The organism is Shewanella gelidimarina (assembly GCF_023283945.1).
Taxonomy (GTDB): domain Bacteria; phylum Pseudomonadota; class Gammaproteobacteria; order Enterobacterales; family Shewanellaceae; genus Shewanella; species Shewanella gelidimarina.
This window is the reverse complement of the sequence record NZ_JAKIKW010000004.1, coordinates 148,500-166,685: the sequence shown is the minus strand read 5'-3', so window position 1 is coordinate 166,685 and position 18,186 is coordinate 148,500. Positions and strand designations below refer to the sequence as shown.

Sequence of the window (18,186 nt, the reverse complement as noted above, 5' to 3'; positions counted from 1 at the left end):
AAACGGATAGCGGCGCACTCGTGTCGTTATACACTCAATACCATTGCGTATTGATTCGATATCGTCGAATTTATCGAGCAGAGTTAGCGCTTAGCCGTAGGCAAAAGTAAGTCCATAAAAAAAGCCAACAATTAAAATGTTGGCTTTGATTAGTCATAACGTTATCAATTAGCTTCTCAAGCCGATTCCGCGCGAGATAAGGTAATAAGCTAAACTCCATAAGCCGACGCAGAAACCAACCATGACAGCAACGGACAAAGGCACACTGATGTCGGCATAGCCTAAGAACCCAAAGCGGAATACGTTAATCATATAGACCACGGGATTAAGCGCCGAAACGCCCTGCCAAAAGTCAGGCAGTAACGAGAGCGAATAAAACACGCCACCGAGATAGGTCAATGGGGTCAAAACAAAGGTAGGAACAATACTAATATCGTCGTAACTCTTGGCAAAAATGGCATTAATGAGTCCACCTAAGGCAAATAAAACCGCCGTTAAGAATACCGTAATCGCCACCAATCCAGCATGTTGTATGGTGATATCGACAAAGAACATCGCCACTAACGTCACTATAGCGCCCACAAACAAGCCACGGACAACACCGCCACCGACATAGCCTGCGATAATCACATAATGCGGCACAGGTGCCACAATAAGCTCCTCCAAGTTACGCTGAAACTTAGCGCTAAAGAAGGAGGATGCCACATTAGAATAGGAGCTGGTAATCACTGCCATCATGATTAAACCTGGCGCGATAAATTCCATGTAAGATACACCGCCCATCTCCCCAATACGTTTACCTACTAAATTCCCAAATATCAGAAAATACAGGGTCATACTGATCGCAGGAGGCACCAACGTTTGGATCCAAATACGGGTAAAACGGTTTATCTCTTTGGTTAAGATACTTTTAAAAGCTGTAAAATACAGCGCTCTCATATTCATTTTTCGCCCCCAGACACTTTACCTTTTTCGACTAACTCAACGAACAGTTCTTCTAAGCGATTGGCCTTATTACGCATCGACAGCACTTGAATATTAAGCGCACTCAACTGTACAAAAACATCATTAAGACTCTGCTCTTTTGCCACATCAACCTCTAAGGTATGTGGATCTGTTAAGCGACATTCGGTCTGCTCAAGCGCGGGATTGTCATTCAGGTCGCAACCCAAATCAAGAATAAAAGTTTCCATATTCAAACGGCTAAGCAACGACTTCATGCTCGTGCATTCCACCAGCACACCTTTGTCGATAATACCGATATTACGGCAAAGCATTTCGGCTTCTTCTAAATAGTGAGTCGTGAGAATAATCGTCACGCCCTGCTCATTTAGCTCGGTGAGAAAGGTCCACATAGAGCGACGCAATTCAATATCTACACCCGCTGTTGGTTCATCTAAAATCAACAACTGTGGCTCATGCATTAACGCGCGAGCGATCATCAACCGGCGCTTCATGCCGCCAGAGAGTTCACGCGCTGGACTATTGCGTTTTTCCCACAGGTCAAGTTGACTAAGGTGTTTTTCAGCACGTTCTATTGCCACCTCTTTCTTAACGCCGTAGTAACCCGCTTGGTTGACAACAATTTGCAGTACCGTTTCAAACTGATTAAAATTAAACTCTTGAGGCACTAGGCCAATACTGAGTTTGGCGAGTTCAAGCTCGTTATCAATATCATGTCCAAATACAGACACTTTTCCCGAACTCTTTTGCACCAAAGAACTAATAATACCAATCGTCGTTGATTTGCCTGCTCCGTTGGGCCCAAGTAGCGCAAAAAAATCGCCCTTATTCACTGTTAAGCTTATGCCCTTTACTGCCTCAACTCCGCCTTTATAGGTTTTTTTTAAGGAGTCGATAACTAAGGCGGCTTCTGTATTTGCCATGGTTATTCCAATCACTCTGTATTAAGTAAAAAAAACTCCCGCAATAGCGAGAGTCATTAGTATCAATTGCGCTTCTAGCTCAATAATCAGTTTAACGCCAATAAGCATCAAAACCCGACATATAAGCTACAAAAACAATATTAATCTTCTAGCGGAATCACTTTCGCGATGTAAGGTAAGTTACGATACTGCTCTGCATAGTCGATGCCATATCCAACGATAAACTCATCAGGGATGGTAAAACCGATAAAGTCGACAGGTACATCAACTTCACGACGTTGAGGCTTATCAAGTAAGGTACATAGCGCTAAACTTTTTGGCTCACGGATCATAAGGATCTCACGCACCTTGTTTAGGGTATTACCAGAATCAATAAGATCTTCAACAATCAGTACATCACGCCCCTGGATCTCGGACTGTACGTCTTTAAGGATTTTTACGTCGCGACTGCTTGTCATCGCATTGCCATAACTTGATACCGACATAAAATCGATCTCTACGTGGCCTTTAATGCGTCGACAAAGATCTGCCATAAACACAACAGAACCCTTAAGTAGACCTACCATTAACAGGCGGTCACTTTCGGCATAATGCGTATTAATTTGCTCAGCCAAAATATCCAATTTTTGATCGATCTCTTCTGCAGAGATCATCACTTCAATGGTGTGTTTCATAAAACTCTCAATAGTCGATGTCGTTGGTATTATGCTTGTCATAACCCCAGCGATTCGTTAATGCATGGTCAACGCCCAAATGGTCAAGAATTCGGGCGACCATAAAGTCTACCAGATCTTCAACCGATTTGGGATTATGATAAAAGCCTGGCGCAGCAGGCATAATGGTCACGCCTAAGCGAGAGAGCGACAACATATGCTCTAAGTGTATGGCACTAAACGGAGTTTCCCTAGGCACCAAGATTAATTGGCCGCGCTCTTTTATTACAACATCAGCCGCTCGTTCGAGTAAATTATTACTCATACCCGTTGCAACCGATGCTAATGTCCCTGTACTGCACGGACAGATGACCATCTGTTTTGGCGCCGCAGAACCCGAAGCGGGCGGTGAAAACCACTCCTCTTTACCTAATACAATCAGCTCGCCAGCCACGTCGCCAAACTGCGCTAATAACTGTGCTTGCGCTTTATCGCTATTGGCGCTTAACTGCAGGCCTTGCTCTGTGGCCAATACCACTCTCGCGGCTGATGAGATCATCAAGAACACTTGATAATCACTTCTCAGCAGGGCTTCTAATAATCTCAGGCCATATGGCGCGCCCGAGGCGCCAGTCCAAGCCAGGCTAATAGACTTGTCTGCTTTATGGTATGTCACACTCATGGCTAGTTATTTACCTGTTTTAGTGTTTAATTGTGCCAGCAGCTTTTGATGTAATCCGCCGAAGCCGCCATTACTCATAATGATAATAGTATCTCCACTGCTCGCCTGAGTGACGACCTGCTCTATAATCTCATCAATATCATACAACACAGCAACTGGCACCGAGGCTGTGGCCATTGCAGTGCTAATGTCCCAGTCAATATTGCCCGCTTGATATAAAAAGATATTGCTAGCCAAAGCCAATGAGTTTGCCAAGGTGTCCTTGTGCACTCCGCTCTTCATGGTGTTCGAACGCGGCTCTAAAATCACCGTCACCTTACGCTGGCCCACTTTGGCTCGCATACCCGCTAGAGACGTTGCTATGGCCGTTGGGTGATGCGCAAAGTCATCATAAACGTCGATACCGCTTATAGTACCAAGCAACTCCATACGGCGCTTAGGAGGTGCAAACTTGGCTAACGCTTCAATGGCGGTATCAGGCTTAACCCCAACGTGCCTCGCTGCGGCAATCGCCATCACCGCATTTTCGATATTGTGCTGGCCAATGAGTTGCCAATCGACAACCCCTTGCAACTCACCATTGAAGAAGACTTCAAATTGATGGGCATCATCGCTAAGGTTATTAGCATGCCAGCCGTTAGTAACGGCATTTAAATGATATGTCTCTTGTTCACTCCAGCAACCTAACGCGATGACTTGCTGCACACTTATCGCATCAGCCGGCCAGATCACTTTTCCTTCACCAGGAACCGTCCGTATTACGTGATTAAACTGGCGTTGGATCGCTTTAAGATCATCAAATATATCGGCGTGATCGAACTCTAAGTTGTTGATCACCAGAGTGCGCGGTTGATAATGGACAAACTTAGACCGTTTATCAAAAAAGGCGCTGTCGTACTCATCAGCTTCAACCACAAAAAACGGCGAACCGCCAAGGCGAGCCGAGACCCCGAAGTTTTGGGGTACACCACCAATCAAAAATCCCGGCTCATAGCCGCAATCTTCGAGGATCCACGCTAACATACTCGAGGTAGAAGTCTTACCATGAGTGCCAGCGACCGCTAATACCCAGCGTTCAGCCAAGATGTGTTCTGCTAGAAATTGTGGGCCAGAGGTATACTTAAGCCCGCGGTTAAGCACCGCTTCAACGCAAGGGTTACCTCGGCTCATGGCATTGCCGATCACCACAAGATCGGGCGCATCGTCTTCATTTTTACCCAATTGAGCAGGATCGAAACCTTGGATCAGCTCAATACCTTGCTCTTCTAGTTGAGTGCTCATTGGCGGGTAAACATTAGCATCGCTGCCCGTTACCTTGTGCCCTTCAGCTCGAGCCAGCAACGCGAGGCCGCCCATGAAGGTGCCACAGATCCCTAAAATATGTACGTGCATAGTGGTCACTCTGGAGTTTAAAAAATCTAGGTTATTCTAACCAATTGCGGCGGGGTTTGTCAGTTAACTCGTGTTTAACTTACTTTTAAATATGGCTGCCGCTGTGGTGCGGCTAAAAAAATAGAGGAGCAGGTTATCGGCTCCTCTATCTCAGTATAACTAGCGGATTAACAACAAGGGGACGCTGCTTTTTATCAGCACTTGCGTGGTGTTACTGCCGAGAAAGTACTGGCGTAACTTTGTGTGACCATAGGCTCCCATCACTATCATTCCAAGCTGTTGTTGCTCTTGGTAATCAAGTAATGCGCTATCGACATCTCCAGTTAACACTCGCTCTGTCACCATGATCCCAGCTTCAGTAAGCTGCTGCGATGCATGTTGGAAAGCCGCGCTCTTGTCACCAGAGCTATTAACCATCACCAAATGACACTCCAAGCCGACAAGCAAAGGCGTCTTGATAGCCTTTTCAATCAGCTTGTCACTGGTTGCACTGCCATCAAAGGCAACCATATAGGAGCTTGGCACTTCGAAGCTTTCGCTGACCACAAGGGTATGGGCCTTAATCGTTCTAATCACACTTTCGAGCTGTGAGCCTATTGTTTTAGCGGTGCTATGATCTTCACCCGACCTCCCCAGCACTAACAACCTCAACTCATCTTCTAGATCCATTAATGTGTCGAGTAAACTGCCATGGCGTTGTAATTTATGGATATCACTCACGCCTCGCACTTGCGCTAACTCCTCTGCATCTACCAGTAACTGCTTACCATGCTTAAGCGCCACTTTACTGCGTAGCTCATCAAGCTCTACCAGTTCATTGAGTAAGTCTTCTTGGCTACCAAAGCCAATTTGGCCCGACAATTCGCTCACCACAGGTCTGGTTGCTTTGTCGAGCACATGCAATAACGTTAACGGTGCTTTCACTTTTTGTGCAACCCAAGCACTGGCTTCACAGGTGGCTAGAGTCAATTTAGAACCATCAATACACGCAACTATATTCTTCATCTGTGTCATCCTCTTAGTGTCCAGCCAGTAGTCTTTCAACTTCTTCGGGCTTATCGTGTACCCCAAATTTATCAACAATGGTGCGAGTCGCTTGATTCATACCAATAAGATTGACATGCGTACCCTCTCGGCGAAATTTAATCACCACTTTATCCAATGCCGATACCGCCGTCACATCCCAAAAGTGGGCCGCCGATAAATCGATAGTGACTGACTCTAATACTTCTTTAAAATCAAATGAACCAGTAAATTTATCTGATGACGCAAAGAACACTTGGCCAATCACCCGATATTCACAACTGTCACTTTCACCGATATTATTCCTAACCACCATCATGCGGCTAATCTTGTTGGCAAAGAATAGAGAAGCAAGTAGCACTCCAACAAATACACCGATAGCCAGATTATGAGTGGCTACCACCATAGCAACCGTTGCCAGCATCACAATATTGGTCGACAGTGGATGTTTTTTCATATCCATAATGGACTGCCACGAGAACGTACCTATGGCCACCATAATCATTACCGCGACCAAAGCTGCCATAGGGATCTGTTTTAACCAGGGCCCAAGAAAGACCACCATGATGAGCAAGAATCCCCCCGCCGCTAAGCTCGATAGACGTCCACGTCCGCCGGACTTTATATTAATCATCGATTGACCAATCATGGCACAACCCGCCATACCACCAAGAAAACCCGTAAACACATTGGCAATTCCTTGGCCCTTACACTCACGGTTTTTATCACTATTGGTATCGGTAAGATCGTCGACAATCGTCGCCGTCATCATTGATTCTAATAGTCCAACGACCGCGAGTCCTATGGAATAAGGCAATACAATCAGTAATGTTTCGAAGTTTAACGGCACATCAGGCCATAAGAATATCGGTAAGGTATCAGGCAAGTCTCCCATATCACCCACGGTACGCACATCGACATTAAACATCATAGCAAATGCTGTTAACCCGACAATACAGATCAAAGGAGAGGGGATTAATTTGCCAATAACAGGCAAATAAGGGAATAGATATATGATTCCAAGACCGGCTAATGTCATCGCATAGACGTGCCAAGTTACGTTGGTGAGCTCGGGTAATTGGGCCATAAAAATCAGTATAGCCAATGCATTTACAAACCCAGTCACTACCGAACGCGACACGAATCGCATCAAATTACCGAGTTTTAAATATCCCGCTAAAATCTGTAGTAATCCCGTCAATACTGTTGCTACCAACAAGTATTGCAAACCATGATCCTTAACGAGGGTTATCATCAGCAGTGCCATTGCTCCCGTTGCCGCGGAGATCATACCTGAACGGCCACCCGTGAATGCTATTACCACTGAAATACTAAATGAGGCATACAAGCCGACTTTGGGGTCGACACCCGCAATAATCGAAAATGCGATAGCCTCTGGAATGAGGGCTAACGCCACAACGATACCCGCCAGCAGATCGCCACGGATATTAGATAACCAATCAATTTTGAAGTTTTTAAACATTGAACTCTCAGTTTACGCACGGCAGTTCGCACCAGAGATTAGACTGGAGTGATATGCGTGCTTTTTTGATAAAATTTTGGCGCGGAAAACTGCCGTAGTAATCGACAACGAATTAACAAGCGCAAAGAAATAAGCGTGATGCTTAGTTAGCAATGAAAGCTATAGGGAGGGCAAAACGTTAAGGTGGCGTCATTAACACAGTGAGTAATTTCCTCTTAAAATTATAATAAGGCGCGATTCTACACTTAAAAGTCCGTATATAAAATAGACAGCAGTATTTTTTCTTATTTTATTGCAGCATCCCAATCGGAAAAAACACTCACTGCATTCAATCCCTGCAGAAATGTGATTAAAATATTGCCATTAAGTTAGTTCACGTTTCTTATCAATAACAGCCATGATCCAATGCGTTGTATCACCTTGCTGAACACAGACTATTTAAGCATTCCATAACATACGGTATAAGTCAGTCATCACTGGGTTATTTGCTTATCGAATACCCACCATCATTTACGTAAAACACTGGCTTCAGCTCACTACTAAAAGGGACACACCATGTTTTTTGTGCATATGCTGTTATTGTTGGCCATCATCTTTGTCGGGATCCGTCACGGCGGTGTTGCCTTTGGCCTTTTAGGTGGCTTGGGCGTCTCCATTCTTGCCTTTGTATTTGGCGTTGCGCCAGGTTCACCGCCAATCAACGTCATGTTGATCATTCTTGCCGTGGTTGCCGCGTCTGCCACATTAGAAGCGACCGGTGGCCTTAAGCTACTCGTTCGCTATGCCGAAAAGCTACTGCGTAAACACCCAAACCAAATCGTGTTCCTAGGTCCTTTATGCACATACTCCTTAACTGTGCTTGTGGGAACGGGGCATTCCGTCTATCCATTACTGCCTGTGATCTACGATGTCGCATACAAGAAAGGCATTCGACCTGAGCGTCCACTCGCTATCGCAACCGTTGCTTCGCAAATGGGGATCACAGCCAGCCCCATTGCCGCCGCTGCCGCTGTTGTTATTGCCACCTCAATGGAAAACAATCTTGATATTAGTCTGATGGATGTGTTGTTAGTCACCATACCTTCAACATTAATCGGTGTACTGGTCGCCTCAGCTTGGAGCTTAAAGCGTGGGAAAGATCTCGATAAGGATGAAGAGTTTCAAGCTCGATTGTTGGATGAAGAGTTTAAGAATAGTCTCATTGATCCTGATATTGAAACCGATAATATCGCCAAAAGTAATAGCATCGCCAAAAAAGGGTTAAGTATCTTTCTGCTCGGCATATTAGCCGTCATTGGCTTGGCAATGTTTAGCAAAGAGTTATTGCCTGAAGGCGTGAAGATGTCAGTCGCCATCCAGTTTATGATGCTTTCCGTTGGCGCGATTATTCTACTGGTCACTAAGGTTGATCCTAAAAAGATAGTCAGCAGTAATGTCTTCATCGCGGGTATGACTGCAGTGATCATTATCTTTGGTATTGCATGGCTTAGCGACACTATTATTAGCTATCACAAGAGCTATCTAATTGAGTCAGTGAGTGACATCGTCCATGCTCATCCTTGGTCATTCGCCATTGCGATGTTTGTCGCGTCCATCTTCTTGAAGAGCCAAGCTGCGACCTTAACCATAATGCTGCCACTCGGTTTCTCTTTGGGGATCCCGGCACCAGTACTTATCGGGGTATTACCCGCTTGCTATGCTTATTTCTTCTTCCCGTTCTACCCAAGCGATTTGGCGGCAATTAGTTTTGATAGAACTGGCACCACCCATATTGGCAAATATGTGTTGAATCATAGCTTTATTGTGCCCGGTTTTATTGGCGTCGGCACAGCAACATTTATCGGCTACTTCATTTCAATGACCATTAATTAGCGGCTATTAGCACCTGATACACAATCGCTAACACGCTGAATATTAATCTGGGTATAATCTTAAGCGTGCCCGACAAGGGCACGTTTTCGTTTTTGATAATATGAGTATAGATAGCAACATGAGCCGAATATTTAGTGACAATGAGAGTCAAACCCTAGCCGATATTATCCGCCTTAGGCGCGATGTTAGAGGTAATCGTTTTAACGATAAACCCGTCTCTGATACGACTATTGATACGCTGCTAAATGCCGCCATGCTTGCACCGTCAGTAGGTTACTCGCAGCCTTGGCAATTTGTGGTTATTCGCGACTCAAACATTAAGCAAGCAGTGCAACAAACGTTTGTTACAGCCAATGCCCTTGGCAGTCAGCAATTTACTGGGGATAAACGCGCTCAGTATGATGCGCTCAAACTCGAAGGGATCTTAGAGGCTCCAGTCAACTTGGCGGTATTTTATCAACCCAGTGAAACTGCCGTTCTAGGGCAAACAAGCATGCCAGAGATGGGTAAGTTTAGTGTTGTTTGTGCCATTCAAAACCTGTGGTTAATGGCGCGTTCGCTCAATATTGGTGTCGGCTGGGTCAGTATTTTAGATCCATTAAAGGTCAAGCAAGCGTTAAATGCCCCCGAAAGCGCTGAACTGATAGGTTATCTCTGTATAGGCTATGTCGATGAGTTTCTGGCCGAACCAGAACTAAAACAGAAAGGTTGGCAGAAAACCAAGTCTCCTGCTGAGGTTATCTTCAAAGACGGCTTTAATTAACCCCGCTTTGTTTTTCACCCAAAAATAGCAGTGAATAATAAATTATTAAAAAATATAACCCTTTTCCCAAAAGCTCACGTTTATAGCTATTAGAAGCCAACCCCGTTTTATCTTGGCGAATTGTAGACTTACTTTTGGAGTTACTATGAATAAATCATCTCTTGCAGCACTTATTTCAGCTTTAATCCTATCGGCCAGCATTACCGCCCCTGCGCTTGCCGCCGATATTAGCTTTGCGCATCTTGAAACCATAGGCACGAGTAATATCCTCGCCGAAGCAGACATGGCAGAAATAAACGTGGAAGTCGTGATTAAAGCGGAAACAGCAAAAGCGGCCAAAGCCGAGTCGGATATCGCCGTGGCGAAATTTATTGAACGTTTAGAAAAAGCAGGCGTTAGCAGTAAACTAATCCAAAGTGCCAATATCAATCTACAACCTCAATATCACTATGAAAAAGATCAGCCTAACAAATTGATTGGATACAGTGCGAGCCGCCGCGTAACCGTGACAGTTGTCGATCTAACCGACCTCAACAGTATTCTAGATACTGCGCTTGAACAGGGGATTAACCGTATTAATCATATCGCGCTCAAATCAAGCAAAGAGGCGCAATACCTTAAACAAGCGAGGCTTGCAGCGATTAAAGATGCGCAACAAAAAGCGGCAGAGTTAGCCCAAGGCTTTGGCGAAGAACTCGATGGTGTGTGGCAAATTCGCTATTTCGACCAACGTCAAGTCCAGCCTGTTATGATGAGAATGAGCGCAGAAAATGACAGTTATAATGTGCCCAAAAGCTACCAACAAGGCCAAGTCACTATTCAAGATAGAGTAGAAGTCACCTATCGATTGAAATAACGGCAGCTAATCCAAAAGGCCGCTCAAACTGTATTGCAGTTTGAGGGGCCTTAATCACTTGAGCACTTGAGCACTTGAGCACTTGAGCACTTACAAGGTATAGCGAATACCAATCGCGACACCATCATCTTCTGATTTTGCTTGCATCGCTTCATTTTCAGGGTTATCACTACTGAAATCACTAAAATCAACACGGCCTTCCAAGTAGAGCACCACACTGTTATCCCAAACATAGTGCACGCCAGCAACGGCAAATTGACGTTTAAAGACATCACCAGGATGTTCTGTCTCATAGTCATCACCGGCCTCTAAGACGTTGTACGAGGCAAGCAGTTTGATATTATTGTCTAAATAATAGGAGATCAGTGTTTCTAAACCTACCGACTCTTGCAGGAAGCGGCCTAAGTTATCTGTATCGTGGAATTCATTTTGGTTGAGGTTCATTGCCGCATATAAGCCATGCTCATCCCAACTGCCCCAGGTTAAACCAAAGCCATAGATATAGTCGGTCTCAGAAATAACCCGACCACTGGCCGTAGTGCCTTCTGGTTCACCGATGTTGCCGCCAGCGGTGAGCACTAACATCTCTGTCGCTTGGTAGGTCAAACCAATACCATAAGTATTATCGTATTCTGTCATCACCAATCGATTCGGGTTATTACTGCCATCATCTTCAATATCTGTGGTACTGCTTTTTAACTGCATTTGCACCGCAATCCCTAAGTCCCCCCAGCTATTACGATACTGAATCACTTTGTCACCACGACCGACACCATTAATGGCACCGTCGGATTTGTTATAAGTATAAGTACCGGATGCATTACCGTCCCATACAAAACCATAGTTGGTGTTGTAAACAACGTCGTACCATGCGCCCCATTGCTTACCAATTGAGACCGAGCCATAGTCATTGTGACTGACGCCAACATAGCCTAAACGGTTATTTAAAAAGTCACCACTTTTGGTCTCAAAGTTACTTTCACTACTATAGGAGATCGTTGCATTACCAAAGGGATTTACGCCCCACTCCAGCTTGACATAGCTTTTCCAATCATTAGACATTTCACGGGTAAAGCCGAAATTAATTCTTGAGCTGCCATTCACAACCTCTGTAACATCTTGTGTATTAATCACTCGTGCATCAACGAAACCACCAATCTCTAATGCATTTTTATTGTCTTTGAATACCTCAACCGCGAAGCTTGTCGGCATAAAAACCAACGTTGCGAGGGGCAATACTGCTAGCGCTTTTTTCATAAAATCTCCAACCTTGGTTATTTTTATATTCAGCTTTAGCGTACTTCGCTAGCGGCTCTGGATATTATGATCCGATATGGTCGCTTAAAAACTGCACTCGCTAAATAGAAAACATAGCAAAAAATTGGTTAAATACAAGTTGATAGCCAGTGAAGAGTTTTAATATTGGTGATCTAGAGGAGGGGGTTAACATATTTGACAGTACATACTTCTGCATTAACAAGAAAATGACGAAGTCGATAACAACTTACTTTGGATTAAATTGACCGCAGCAAGCCGCTACGGTCATTAGGTTTTAATCCTGAAAACTAGGCACATAGCCGTGCAAGATAGACTTTGTTCTTACCGGAAAATTTAGCTTTATAGAGCGCTTTATCAGCCTCTTTAAGCAATGCTGTCAAGCTAGTGGCTTGCTCATTGAGTACCGCAATACCTAGGCTTATCGTCATTTCAATGCTGACATCATCAAACTCAAACAGCTGCGACGCAATAGCACTTCGGATGCGTTCCGATATTGAAAAAGCTTCTTCCTCTGAAGTATTAGACAGCACAATAATAAACTCTTCACCGCCAATTCGTCCGACTAAATCGTGCTTTTTTAACCAACGTTCAGCCCGTTTAGTCACGGCTTGAATAGCCAAGTCGCCAACATGGTGGCCAAAGCGATCATTAATACTCTTAAAGTTATCAATATCAAAAATAATAACCGATGCCGACTGTTGTTTTTTAATCGACTTTTCAATCATTTTTTCGCCACTTTTAAAGGTATATTCGCGATTAGCGATACCCGTTAAGAAGTCAGTTTGAGCACGATACTTAAAGACTTTTCGCGAATGCATTAAAAAGAAGACTGCCGCCAATAGCACTGCTGCCACAAACACAAAAAAGCTAATTTTAAGCTCATTAATGCGCTCTTTATCTATCACAGCTTTGAGATTCAATTCATTAATTGCTAACTTATTGGCAAGTAGTTCGTTTTCAAACTCAGCCAATTTAGAGTTGTGGTCAAGTGCAGAGTCGATAACTTTGTTATCGATGATGTTCTTATTGTGCTCTCGCTCTTCATCTATCACTTTTAAAAGGGTATTCACCGCCAGCAAATAATTTTTCTTGTCGAATGCGATAATGGCGTCAGCAGTCAGTAACATACTGCTCATCTTGGCAGGAAAACGTTTATCTTGTTGGAAAATTCGCGCCATATTGGCTGCTTTTACAGCCTCACCGGTTCGCATATAAGCCAGCGCTAAAAACAGATGGCTACTGCTAACAAAATAACGTTCTTGCGTGGTACCTTTAAGCGAAATGGCTTTTTCTAGATAGGTAACGGCTAAGGGGTAATCAAAGGAACCGAGTGCGACTCGTCCAGCATTGAGATAAGCAAAGAAATAGAAATCTTTAAATTCTGGTGCGGCTTCTGCTAATGCTAATTGCGCGGCAATATTCACCTTGGCTTTATCCCAATCACTCAACTTGATAGCAGAGCTAACCATGTTGTGCTGCATGTTAAACATGTCTTCTTTATCGTCTATTGTTTGCCACGTTTGATAGGCTTTATCAAAATTATCATACGCACGTCCATGTAGTCCAACGGTGCGGTATAAACTACCAGTTGCATTATAAATCAATGCCTTACTATGAGCATTAAGCTTGCCACTTTTATCAATTATCGTCATGGCTTCGTCGAGTAACGCAACCCCCTGGTGCACTGTAGCTGCAGTATAATAACAGAAGGCATTTTGTGTGAGTGTTTTGACCAACAATGGTGCGTTATCATTTTGTCTAGCAAAAGCCAGCGCCTTACGGCGGTCGATACAATAAACAGTGGGATCATTTGTCTGTAAATAGACGGCAAAAGAGCGTGATAAATAACTATCGATCAAAATATCGCTAACGGTTAACGATTCAACAAAAGTAATCCCTTTGTCATAGCTTGCGATCGCTAAATCTAACTGACGAGTTTTCTCATACAACTTACCATAAAGAAAATACAAGCGGGCATGATCATTGGGTGTCAGCTGATTAGCCTCAATGTCAAAACTATCAAGTAACTTAAGTCCTCCCACAGGTGAGTCTTTGCTAACCAATACTTCTAATTGGGTCAGAACGTCATTGGCTTGCGCTGTAGAAAATAAAGCCATGGAGATAGAGATAAGGAAGCTAAAGGCCGCAATTTTCATATGCATATACATCTCTGTAAAACTGACTTTTTAAGGGTAATTATTTTTCAGAGTAACACATGAAAAACATTTGTATAGCTTGTTGATTTGACAAGCTTTATCTATTTCAGCACCTTATCACACTGTTAGTTGATAATATCAAAAAATAAGCCAATTCCGATATAATGACAAACTTAAAGTGTCAGCTTGCAGTTATCAATACTGCAAACTAACAATTTAATGGTGTTAGTTGAAACAAAGAAGGCTAGCAAACTTGCTAACCTTTTATTCAATCAATGACCGGATTAACACGCATGTGCGAGTGCTTGCTCTACATCCGCAATAATATCGTCAATATGTTCAATCCCCACAGAGATCCGCACCAGATCTTCTGACACCCCAGCTTTTGCTAGCTCGTTAGCATCTAGCTGTCTATGGGTCGTCGATGCGGGATGGCATGCTAGTGATTTGGCATCGCCAATATTGACCAGTCTTAAAATCATCTGCAATGCATCAATAAAGTGCCCACCAGCCACCTTACCGTCATCAGCTTTAATACCAAAACTGATGATCCCTGAGGCTTTTCCGCCAGTAATTTTATGGCAGTTCTCCTGAAATGGACTGTTTGGCAGCGCAGCGTAATTCACCCACTTCACCTTAGGGTGCGCTTCTAAATACTGCGCTAAGGCTAATGCGTTGTCGCAATGGCGTTCCATTCTCAGTGCCAGAGTTTCTAAACCTTGTAGTAATAAGAAAGCGCTTTGCGGTGATAACGCTGCCCCCGTATTACGTAGCGGCACCACGCGACAGCGGCCAATGAAGGCTGCGGGACCAAAAGCTTGGGTATAGACCACACCATGGTATGACGGATCCGGCTCATTGAGCAGTGCAAAACGTTTTGGGTGCGCCGCCCAATCAAACTTACCACTATCAACAATTGCCCCACCTATTGTGGTGCCATGACCACCAATATATTTGGTTAGCGAGTGAATAACGATGTCGGCGCCATGTTCAAAGGGTTTGCATAACACGGGAGTCGCGACCGTATTATCGACAATGAGCGGCACGCCATGTTTGTGGGCAATCTCAGCTAGCCGTTGCAGATCGACGATATTGCCGGCAGGGTTGCCAATTGACTCACAAAATAATGCTTTGGTTTTATCATCAATCAGTGCATCTAATGTGTCGAACTCATCGAAACCCGCCATCCGTACCTCTACACCTTGTCTTGGCAAGGTGTGGGCAAATAAATTATAGGTACCACCATAAAGTTGGCTGGTGCTGACAATGTTGTCGCCTACTTCGGTCAGTGCTTGAATTGCATAAGTGATTGCCGCCATGCCAGAAGCCAGCGCTAATGCAGCAATGCCGCCCTCAATTGCAGCTAGGCGTTGTTCTAGCACATCGGTGGTTGGGTTCATGATGCGAGTATAAATATTACCCGGCACTTTAAGATCAAATAGATCGGCGCCGTGTTGAGTGTCATCAAAGGTATAAGAGGTGGTTTGATAAATAGGGACTGCAGCGGCTTTGGTTGTCGCTTCCGATTTATAACCATGGTGCAGTGCTAAAGATTCGAGTTTCATACCCGCTAAATCCTATTCCATTTGAATGAAATATGAACATAACAAATAGCCATCTAGAAGTCTAAATATATTTTAAACTTCTAGATCGCGAATATAAAACGATAAAGAAATGGTTGCAGGTTAGATACTGTCGAGTAATTCAGGTTCAAACTGCTCTGGAGAGACACTTATATCCAGCTCAGCGATTCTGGCATTCAGCTGGGCAATATCTTTTTCGACTGTCGAAATGGTTAACGTGTTGTCATCCAAGCTATAAACTTGCTTTAGGCTGGAAAAATAAAAACTCAAGATGATAAAAGCATTTCTATCATTAGAATCTGCTGCCAGTTTAATTTTAGCCAGCTTGCGATAAATTTGGTTATTGAGCTGCTTTAAGCGCCAAACATAATACACTTCGCGCATATAGGGCTTTTGCTTTTGTGAATGTAATACTCCACTGCAGAGCACTATCGCCATCATCACACCAATAACGTTCAGGTGAAAATTGCCAGTCGAGCCATCAGGAGTTGCGGCTGTTGCACCAAGGAAATGAATCAACAATGCCCCAAATACCAGCGAAAGTATCGCTAAACTCGCGATAAAACTGCTGATCACAATATTGGTATTCTTACGATAGGTTCGTTTATCAATATGCATTAATTGCATCAGTGGCCCTCAAGGTTAAGCGGATAATAAGGCGGTTATTCTAGCATCCTAAATATTAGAAAATCCTCTTTGTTACGCTAAAATATTTGTATTTATGCCACAACCTTGGCAAGTTAAGCTTTTACTGAAATAGCAGTGACGAATCCAACCAAGCTCACAATTTTCACTAAACGACCTCTTTAGCGGTAAAAACATCTAGACGTCTAAATTGACAGGCGGCTCTCGATCTCATATCCTCTCAGCTATTGAGATGTACCATTCTGTGATTTTAATCATTTAAAACACAGTTTGTTCCAGCTAGGAGGGCAATGGGGACAATGGTTCGATGACTGATTTAATAGAAGAGAGATAACATTGACGAATTCCAACAACGTTCCTAAAGCTGCAACAACTGACGTAATAGCGCCATCGTTTCTTGCGCTAACACCACTTTTTCTATTTCTAACACTGTTTATTGGTGCTGGGCTTTACTTCCAGAACCAAGGTGTCGATTTTGCTTTTTATCAATTGCCCAGTGTGGTCGCTATTCTACCTGCGATTATCTTTGCCATTATCATTTCTAAGCAAAGGCTTAACCAATCGATCGAAACTTTTTTAGCCGGTATTGGTCACTCCAACATCATTGCGATGTGTATGATCTACCTGCTTGCAGGGGCATTTGCGGCAGTAGCAAAAGCAACCGGTGGCGTAGACGCAACGGTTGCACTCGGTTTGTCATTGGTCCCTTCTAGCTTATTGCTACCTGGTTTCTTTGTGATTGCCGCTTTCATTGCCACCGCGATGGGCACATCAATGGGCACTATCGCCGCAGTGGCACCTATCGCGCTTGGCGTGGCAAACGAAGCACAGATTGATTTAGCGATTATGGCTGGCGCAGTCATTTCAGGCGCGCTATTTGGCGATAACTTATCCATCATTTCAGATACCACCATCGCAGCGACTCGCACTCAAGGCTGTGAGATGAAAGACAAGTTTAAAGAAAACCTTATCTTCGCTATTCCAGCCGCGATCATCACTTTGATTGTGTTTACCCTAGTTGGTCAAGGCCAAGCTGACGTAGCAGCGCAAGAGATTGACTTCACTAAGGTGATCCCTTACCTAACGATTTTGTTTTTAGCCGTCGCTGGCTTGAACGTATTTGTCGTCCTTACCATCGGTATTTTACTGGCCGGTGTCACTGGTTTATTGACCATGGATTACGGTGTCATCCAGTTTGGACAAGATATTTACGCCGGTTTTGGCAACATGCAGGAGATTTTTATTCTCTCTATGCTGGTCGGTGGCTTAGCAGCACTTATGCAGCAACAAGGTGGCCTATCGTTTGTTAGCAAGCAGATTGAAAAACTAATTACACGTTTTTCAAAAGCCAAAGGCGAAGCATCATGCCGCGCTTCAGAGCTCGGTATGGCAGGTATTGTCGCTGCAACCAACACGTGTGTTGCTAACAATACAGTGTCGATTGTAGTCACTGGTGATATTGCTAAAGATTTGGCAGAAAAGCACGGTGTGACCCCAAAACGTGCAGCCAGTATTTTAGATATTTTCTCATGTATTATCCAAGGTTTGATCCCCTATGGCGCGCAAGCACTCTTAGTCGCATCCACCTTTAGTCTATCGCCATTTGAAGTGGTTACCCACGCGTGGTACTGCATGATCCTCGCTGTTGTTGCCGTACTTATTGTGGTATTTCGCAAGCGAGCCTAAATCGCATTAATGACCTAAGCCGTGATTCATACTCCGGCCAATTTAAAAGAGCACTTTCGGGTGCTTTTTTTATTTAACTCACCAATAACTGCCAGCAGGCTCCAGCAACATTGACCATTTATGTTCTGTTATCAACAATGCTATTGGGTGCGGATGATGCTGCAAAAAAACACATTATTGCTCCCCCATGAATCCGTCGAACAGCTTGCGTATGAGGAATTAATCAGG

Annotated in this window: 15 protein-coding genes; 4 read left to right on the top strand and 11 right to left on the bottom strand. The window is 44.0% G+C overall.

Annotated features, from left to right (window positions below; all coding sequences use genetic code 11):
• Positions 1 to 168: 168 nt before the first annotated feature.
• The 7 genes from L2729_RS05650 to L2729_RS05620 form a co-directional block, all read right to left on the bottom strand.
• Positions 169 to 939: an ABC transporter permease gene (locus L2729_RS05650; protein ID WP_248987462.1), complete on the bottom strand. Its 771-nt coding sequence runs from the start codon at positions 937 to 939 to the stop codon at positions 169 to 171.
• Between the two features lie 2 nt (positions 940 to 941).
• On the bottom strand, positions 942 to 1,886 hold the full coding sequence (locus tag L2729_RS05645) for an ABC transporter ATP-binding protein (RefSeq protein WP_248987378.1): 945 nt from the start codon (positions 1,884 to 1,886) through the stop codon (positions 942 to 944).
• A 140-nt stretch (positions 1,887 to 2,026) separates the two neighbouring features.
• Positions 2,027 to 2,560, bottom strand: coding sequence for a hypoxanthine phosphoribosyltransferase (gene hpt / locus L2729_RS05640; protein ID WP_248987377.1), 534 nt, complete (start codon positions 2,558 to 2,560; stop codon positions 2,027 to 2,029).
• Positions 2,561 to 2,567: 7 nt separating this feature from the next.
• A complete protein-coding gene (locus L2729_RS05635; RefSeq protein WP_198553509.1) occupies positions 2,568 to 3,221 on the bottom strand; it encodes a flavin prenyltransferase UbiX in 654 nt (217 codons plus the stop codon).
• Between the two features lie 6 nt (positions 3,222 to 3,227).
• Entirely contained in the window at positions 3,228 to 4,613 is a 1,386-nt protein-coding gene (mpl, locus tag L2729_RS05630) for a UDP-N-acetylmuramate:L-alanyl-gamma-D-glutamyl-meso-diaminopimelate ligase (RefSeq protein ID WP_248987376.1), read from the bottom strand.
• Between the two features lie 159 nt (positions 4,614 to 4,772).
• Positions 4,773 to 5,618 carry a universal stress protein gene (locus L2729_RS05625; RefSeq protein WP_248987375.1) on the bottom strand — a complete coding sequence of 282 codons (846 nt, stop codon included), beginning with the start codon at positions 5,616 to 5,618 and terminating at the stop codon, positions 4,773 to 4,775.
• Between the two features lie 13 nt (positions 5,619 to 5,631).
• Entirely contained in the window at positions 5,632 to 7,119 is a 1,488-nt protein-coding gene (locus L2729_RS05620) for a SulP family inorganic anion transporter (protein WP_248987374.1), read from the bottom strand.
• Positions 7,120 to 7,674: 555 nt separating this feature from the next.
• On the opposite strand from L2729_RS05620, the gene L2729_RS05615 reads away from it, so the two are divergent.
• The 3 genes from L2729_RS05615 to L2729_RS05605 all read left to right on the top strand — a co-directional run bounded on the left by L2729_RS05615 (position 7,675) and on the right by L2729_RS05605 (position 10,610).
• Positions 7,675 to 8,991, top strand: coding sequence for an anaerobic C4-dicarboxylate transporter (locus L2729_RS05615; RefSeq protein ID WP_248987373.1), 1,317 nt, complete (start codon positions 7,675 to 7,677; stop codon positions 8,989 to 8,991).
• Positions 8,992 to 9,109: 118 nt separating this feature from the next.
• Positions 9,110 to 9,754 carry a 5,6-dimethylbenzimidazole synthase gene (gene bluB, locus L2729_RS05610; protein ID WP_248987372.1) on the top strand — a complete coding sequence of 215 codons (645 nt, stop codon included), beginning with the start codon at positions 9,110 to 9,112 and terminating at the stop codon, positions 9,752 to 9,754.
• Between the two features lie 145 nt (positions 9,755 to 9,899).
• Positions 9,900 to 10,610, top strand: coding sequence for an oxidative stress defense protein (locus tag L2729_RS05605; RefSeq protein ID WP_248987371.1), 711 nt, complete (start codon positions 9,900 to 9,902; stop codon positions 10,608 to 10,610).
• A gap of 90 nt (positions 10,611 to 10,700) precedes the next feature.
• Here L2729_RS05605 and L2729_RS05600 read toward each other — a convergent pair whose 3' ends face one another.
• The 4 genes from L2729_RS05600 to L2729_RS05585 form a co-directional block, all read right to left on the bottom strand.
• Positions 10,701 to 11,867, bottom strand: a complete 1,167-nt coding sequence (locus L2729_RS05600) for a porin (RefSeq protein ID WP_248987370.1) — start codon at positions 11,865 to 11,867, stop codon at positions 10,701 to 10,703.
• Positions 11,868 to 12,175: 308 nt separating this feature from the next.
• Positions 12,176 to 14,050 carry a GGDEF domain-containing protein gene (locus tag L2729_RS05595; protein ID WP_248987369.1) on the bottom strand — a complete coding sequence of 625 codons (1,875 nt, stop codon included), beginning with the start codon at positions 14,048 to 14,050 and terminating at the stop codon, positions 12,176 to 12,178.
• 278 nt (positions 14,051 to 14,328) lie between these two features.
• Complete coding sequence (locus tag L2729_RS05590) at positions 14,329 to 15,609, bottom strand: O-acetylhomoserine aminocarboxypropyltransferase/cysteine synthase family protein (protein ID WP_248987368.1); 1,281 nt, start codon at positions 15,607 to 15,609, stop codon at positions 14,329 to 14,331.
• Between the two features lie 120 nt (positions 15,610 to 15,729).
• Positions 15,730 to 16,254 (bottom strand): DUF3087 domain-containing protein, encoded by a 525-nt coding sequence (locus L2729_RS05585; protein WP_248987367.1) that lies wholly within the window; start codon positions 16,252 to 16,254, stop codon positions 15,730 to 15,732.
• Between the two features lie 354 nt (positions 16,255 to 16,608).
• Between L2729_RS05585 and L2729_RS05580 the strand changes: the two genes are divergently transcribed.
• Entirely contained in the window at positions 16,609 to 17,958 is a 1,350-nt protein-coding gene (locus tag L2729_RS05580; protein WP_248987366.1) for a Na+/H+ antiporter NhaC family protein, read from the top strand.
• The last annotated feature ends 228 nt before the right edge of the window (positions 17,959 to 18,186 follow it).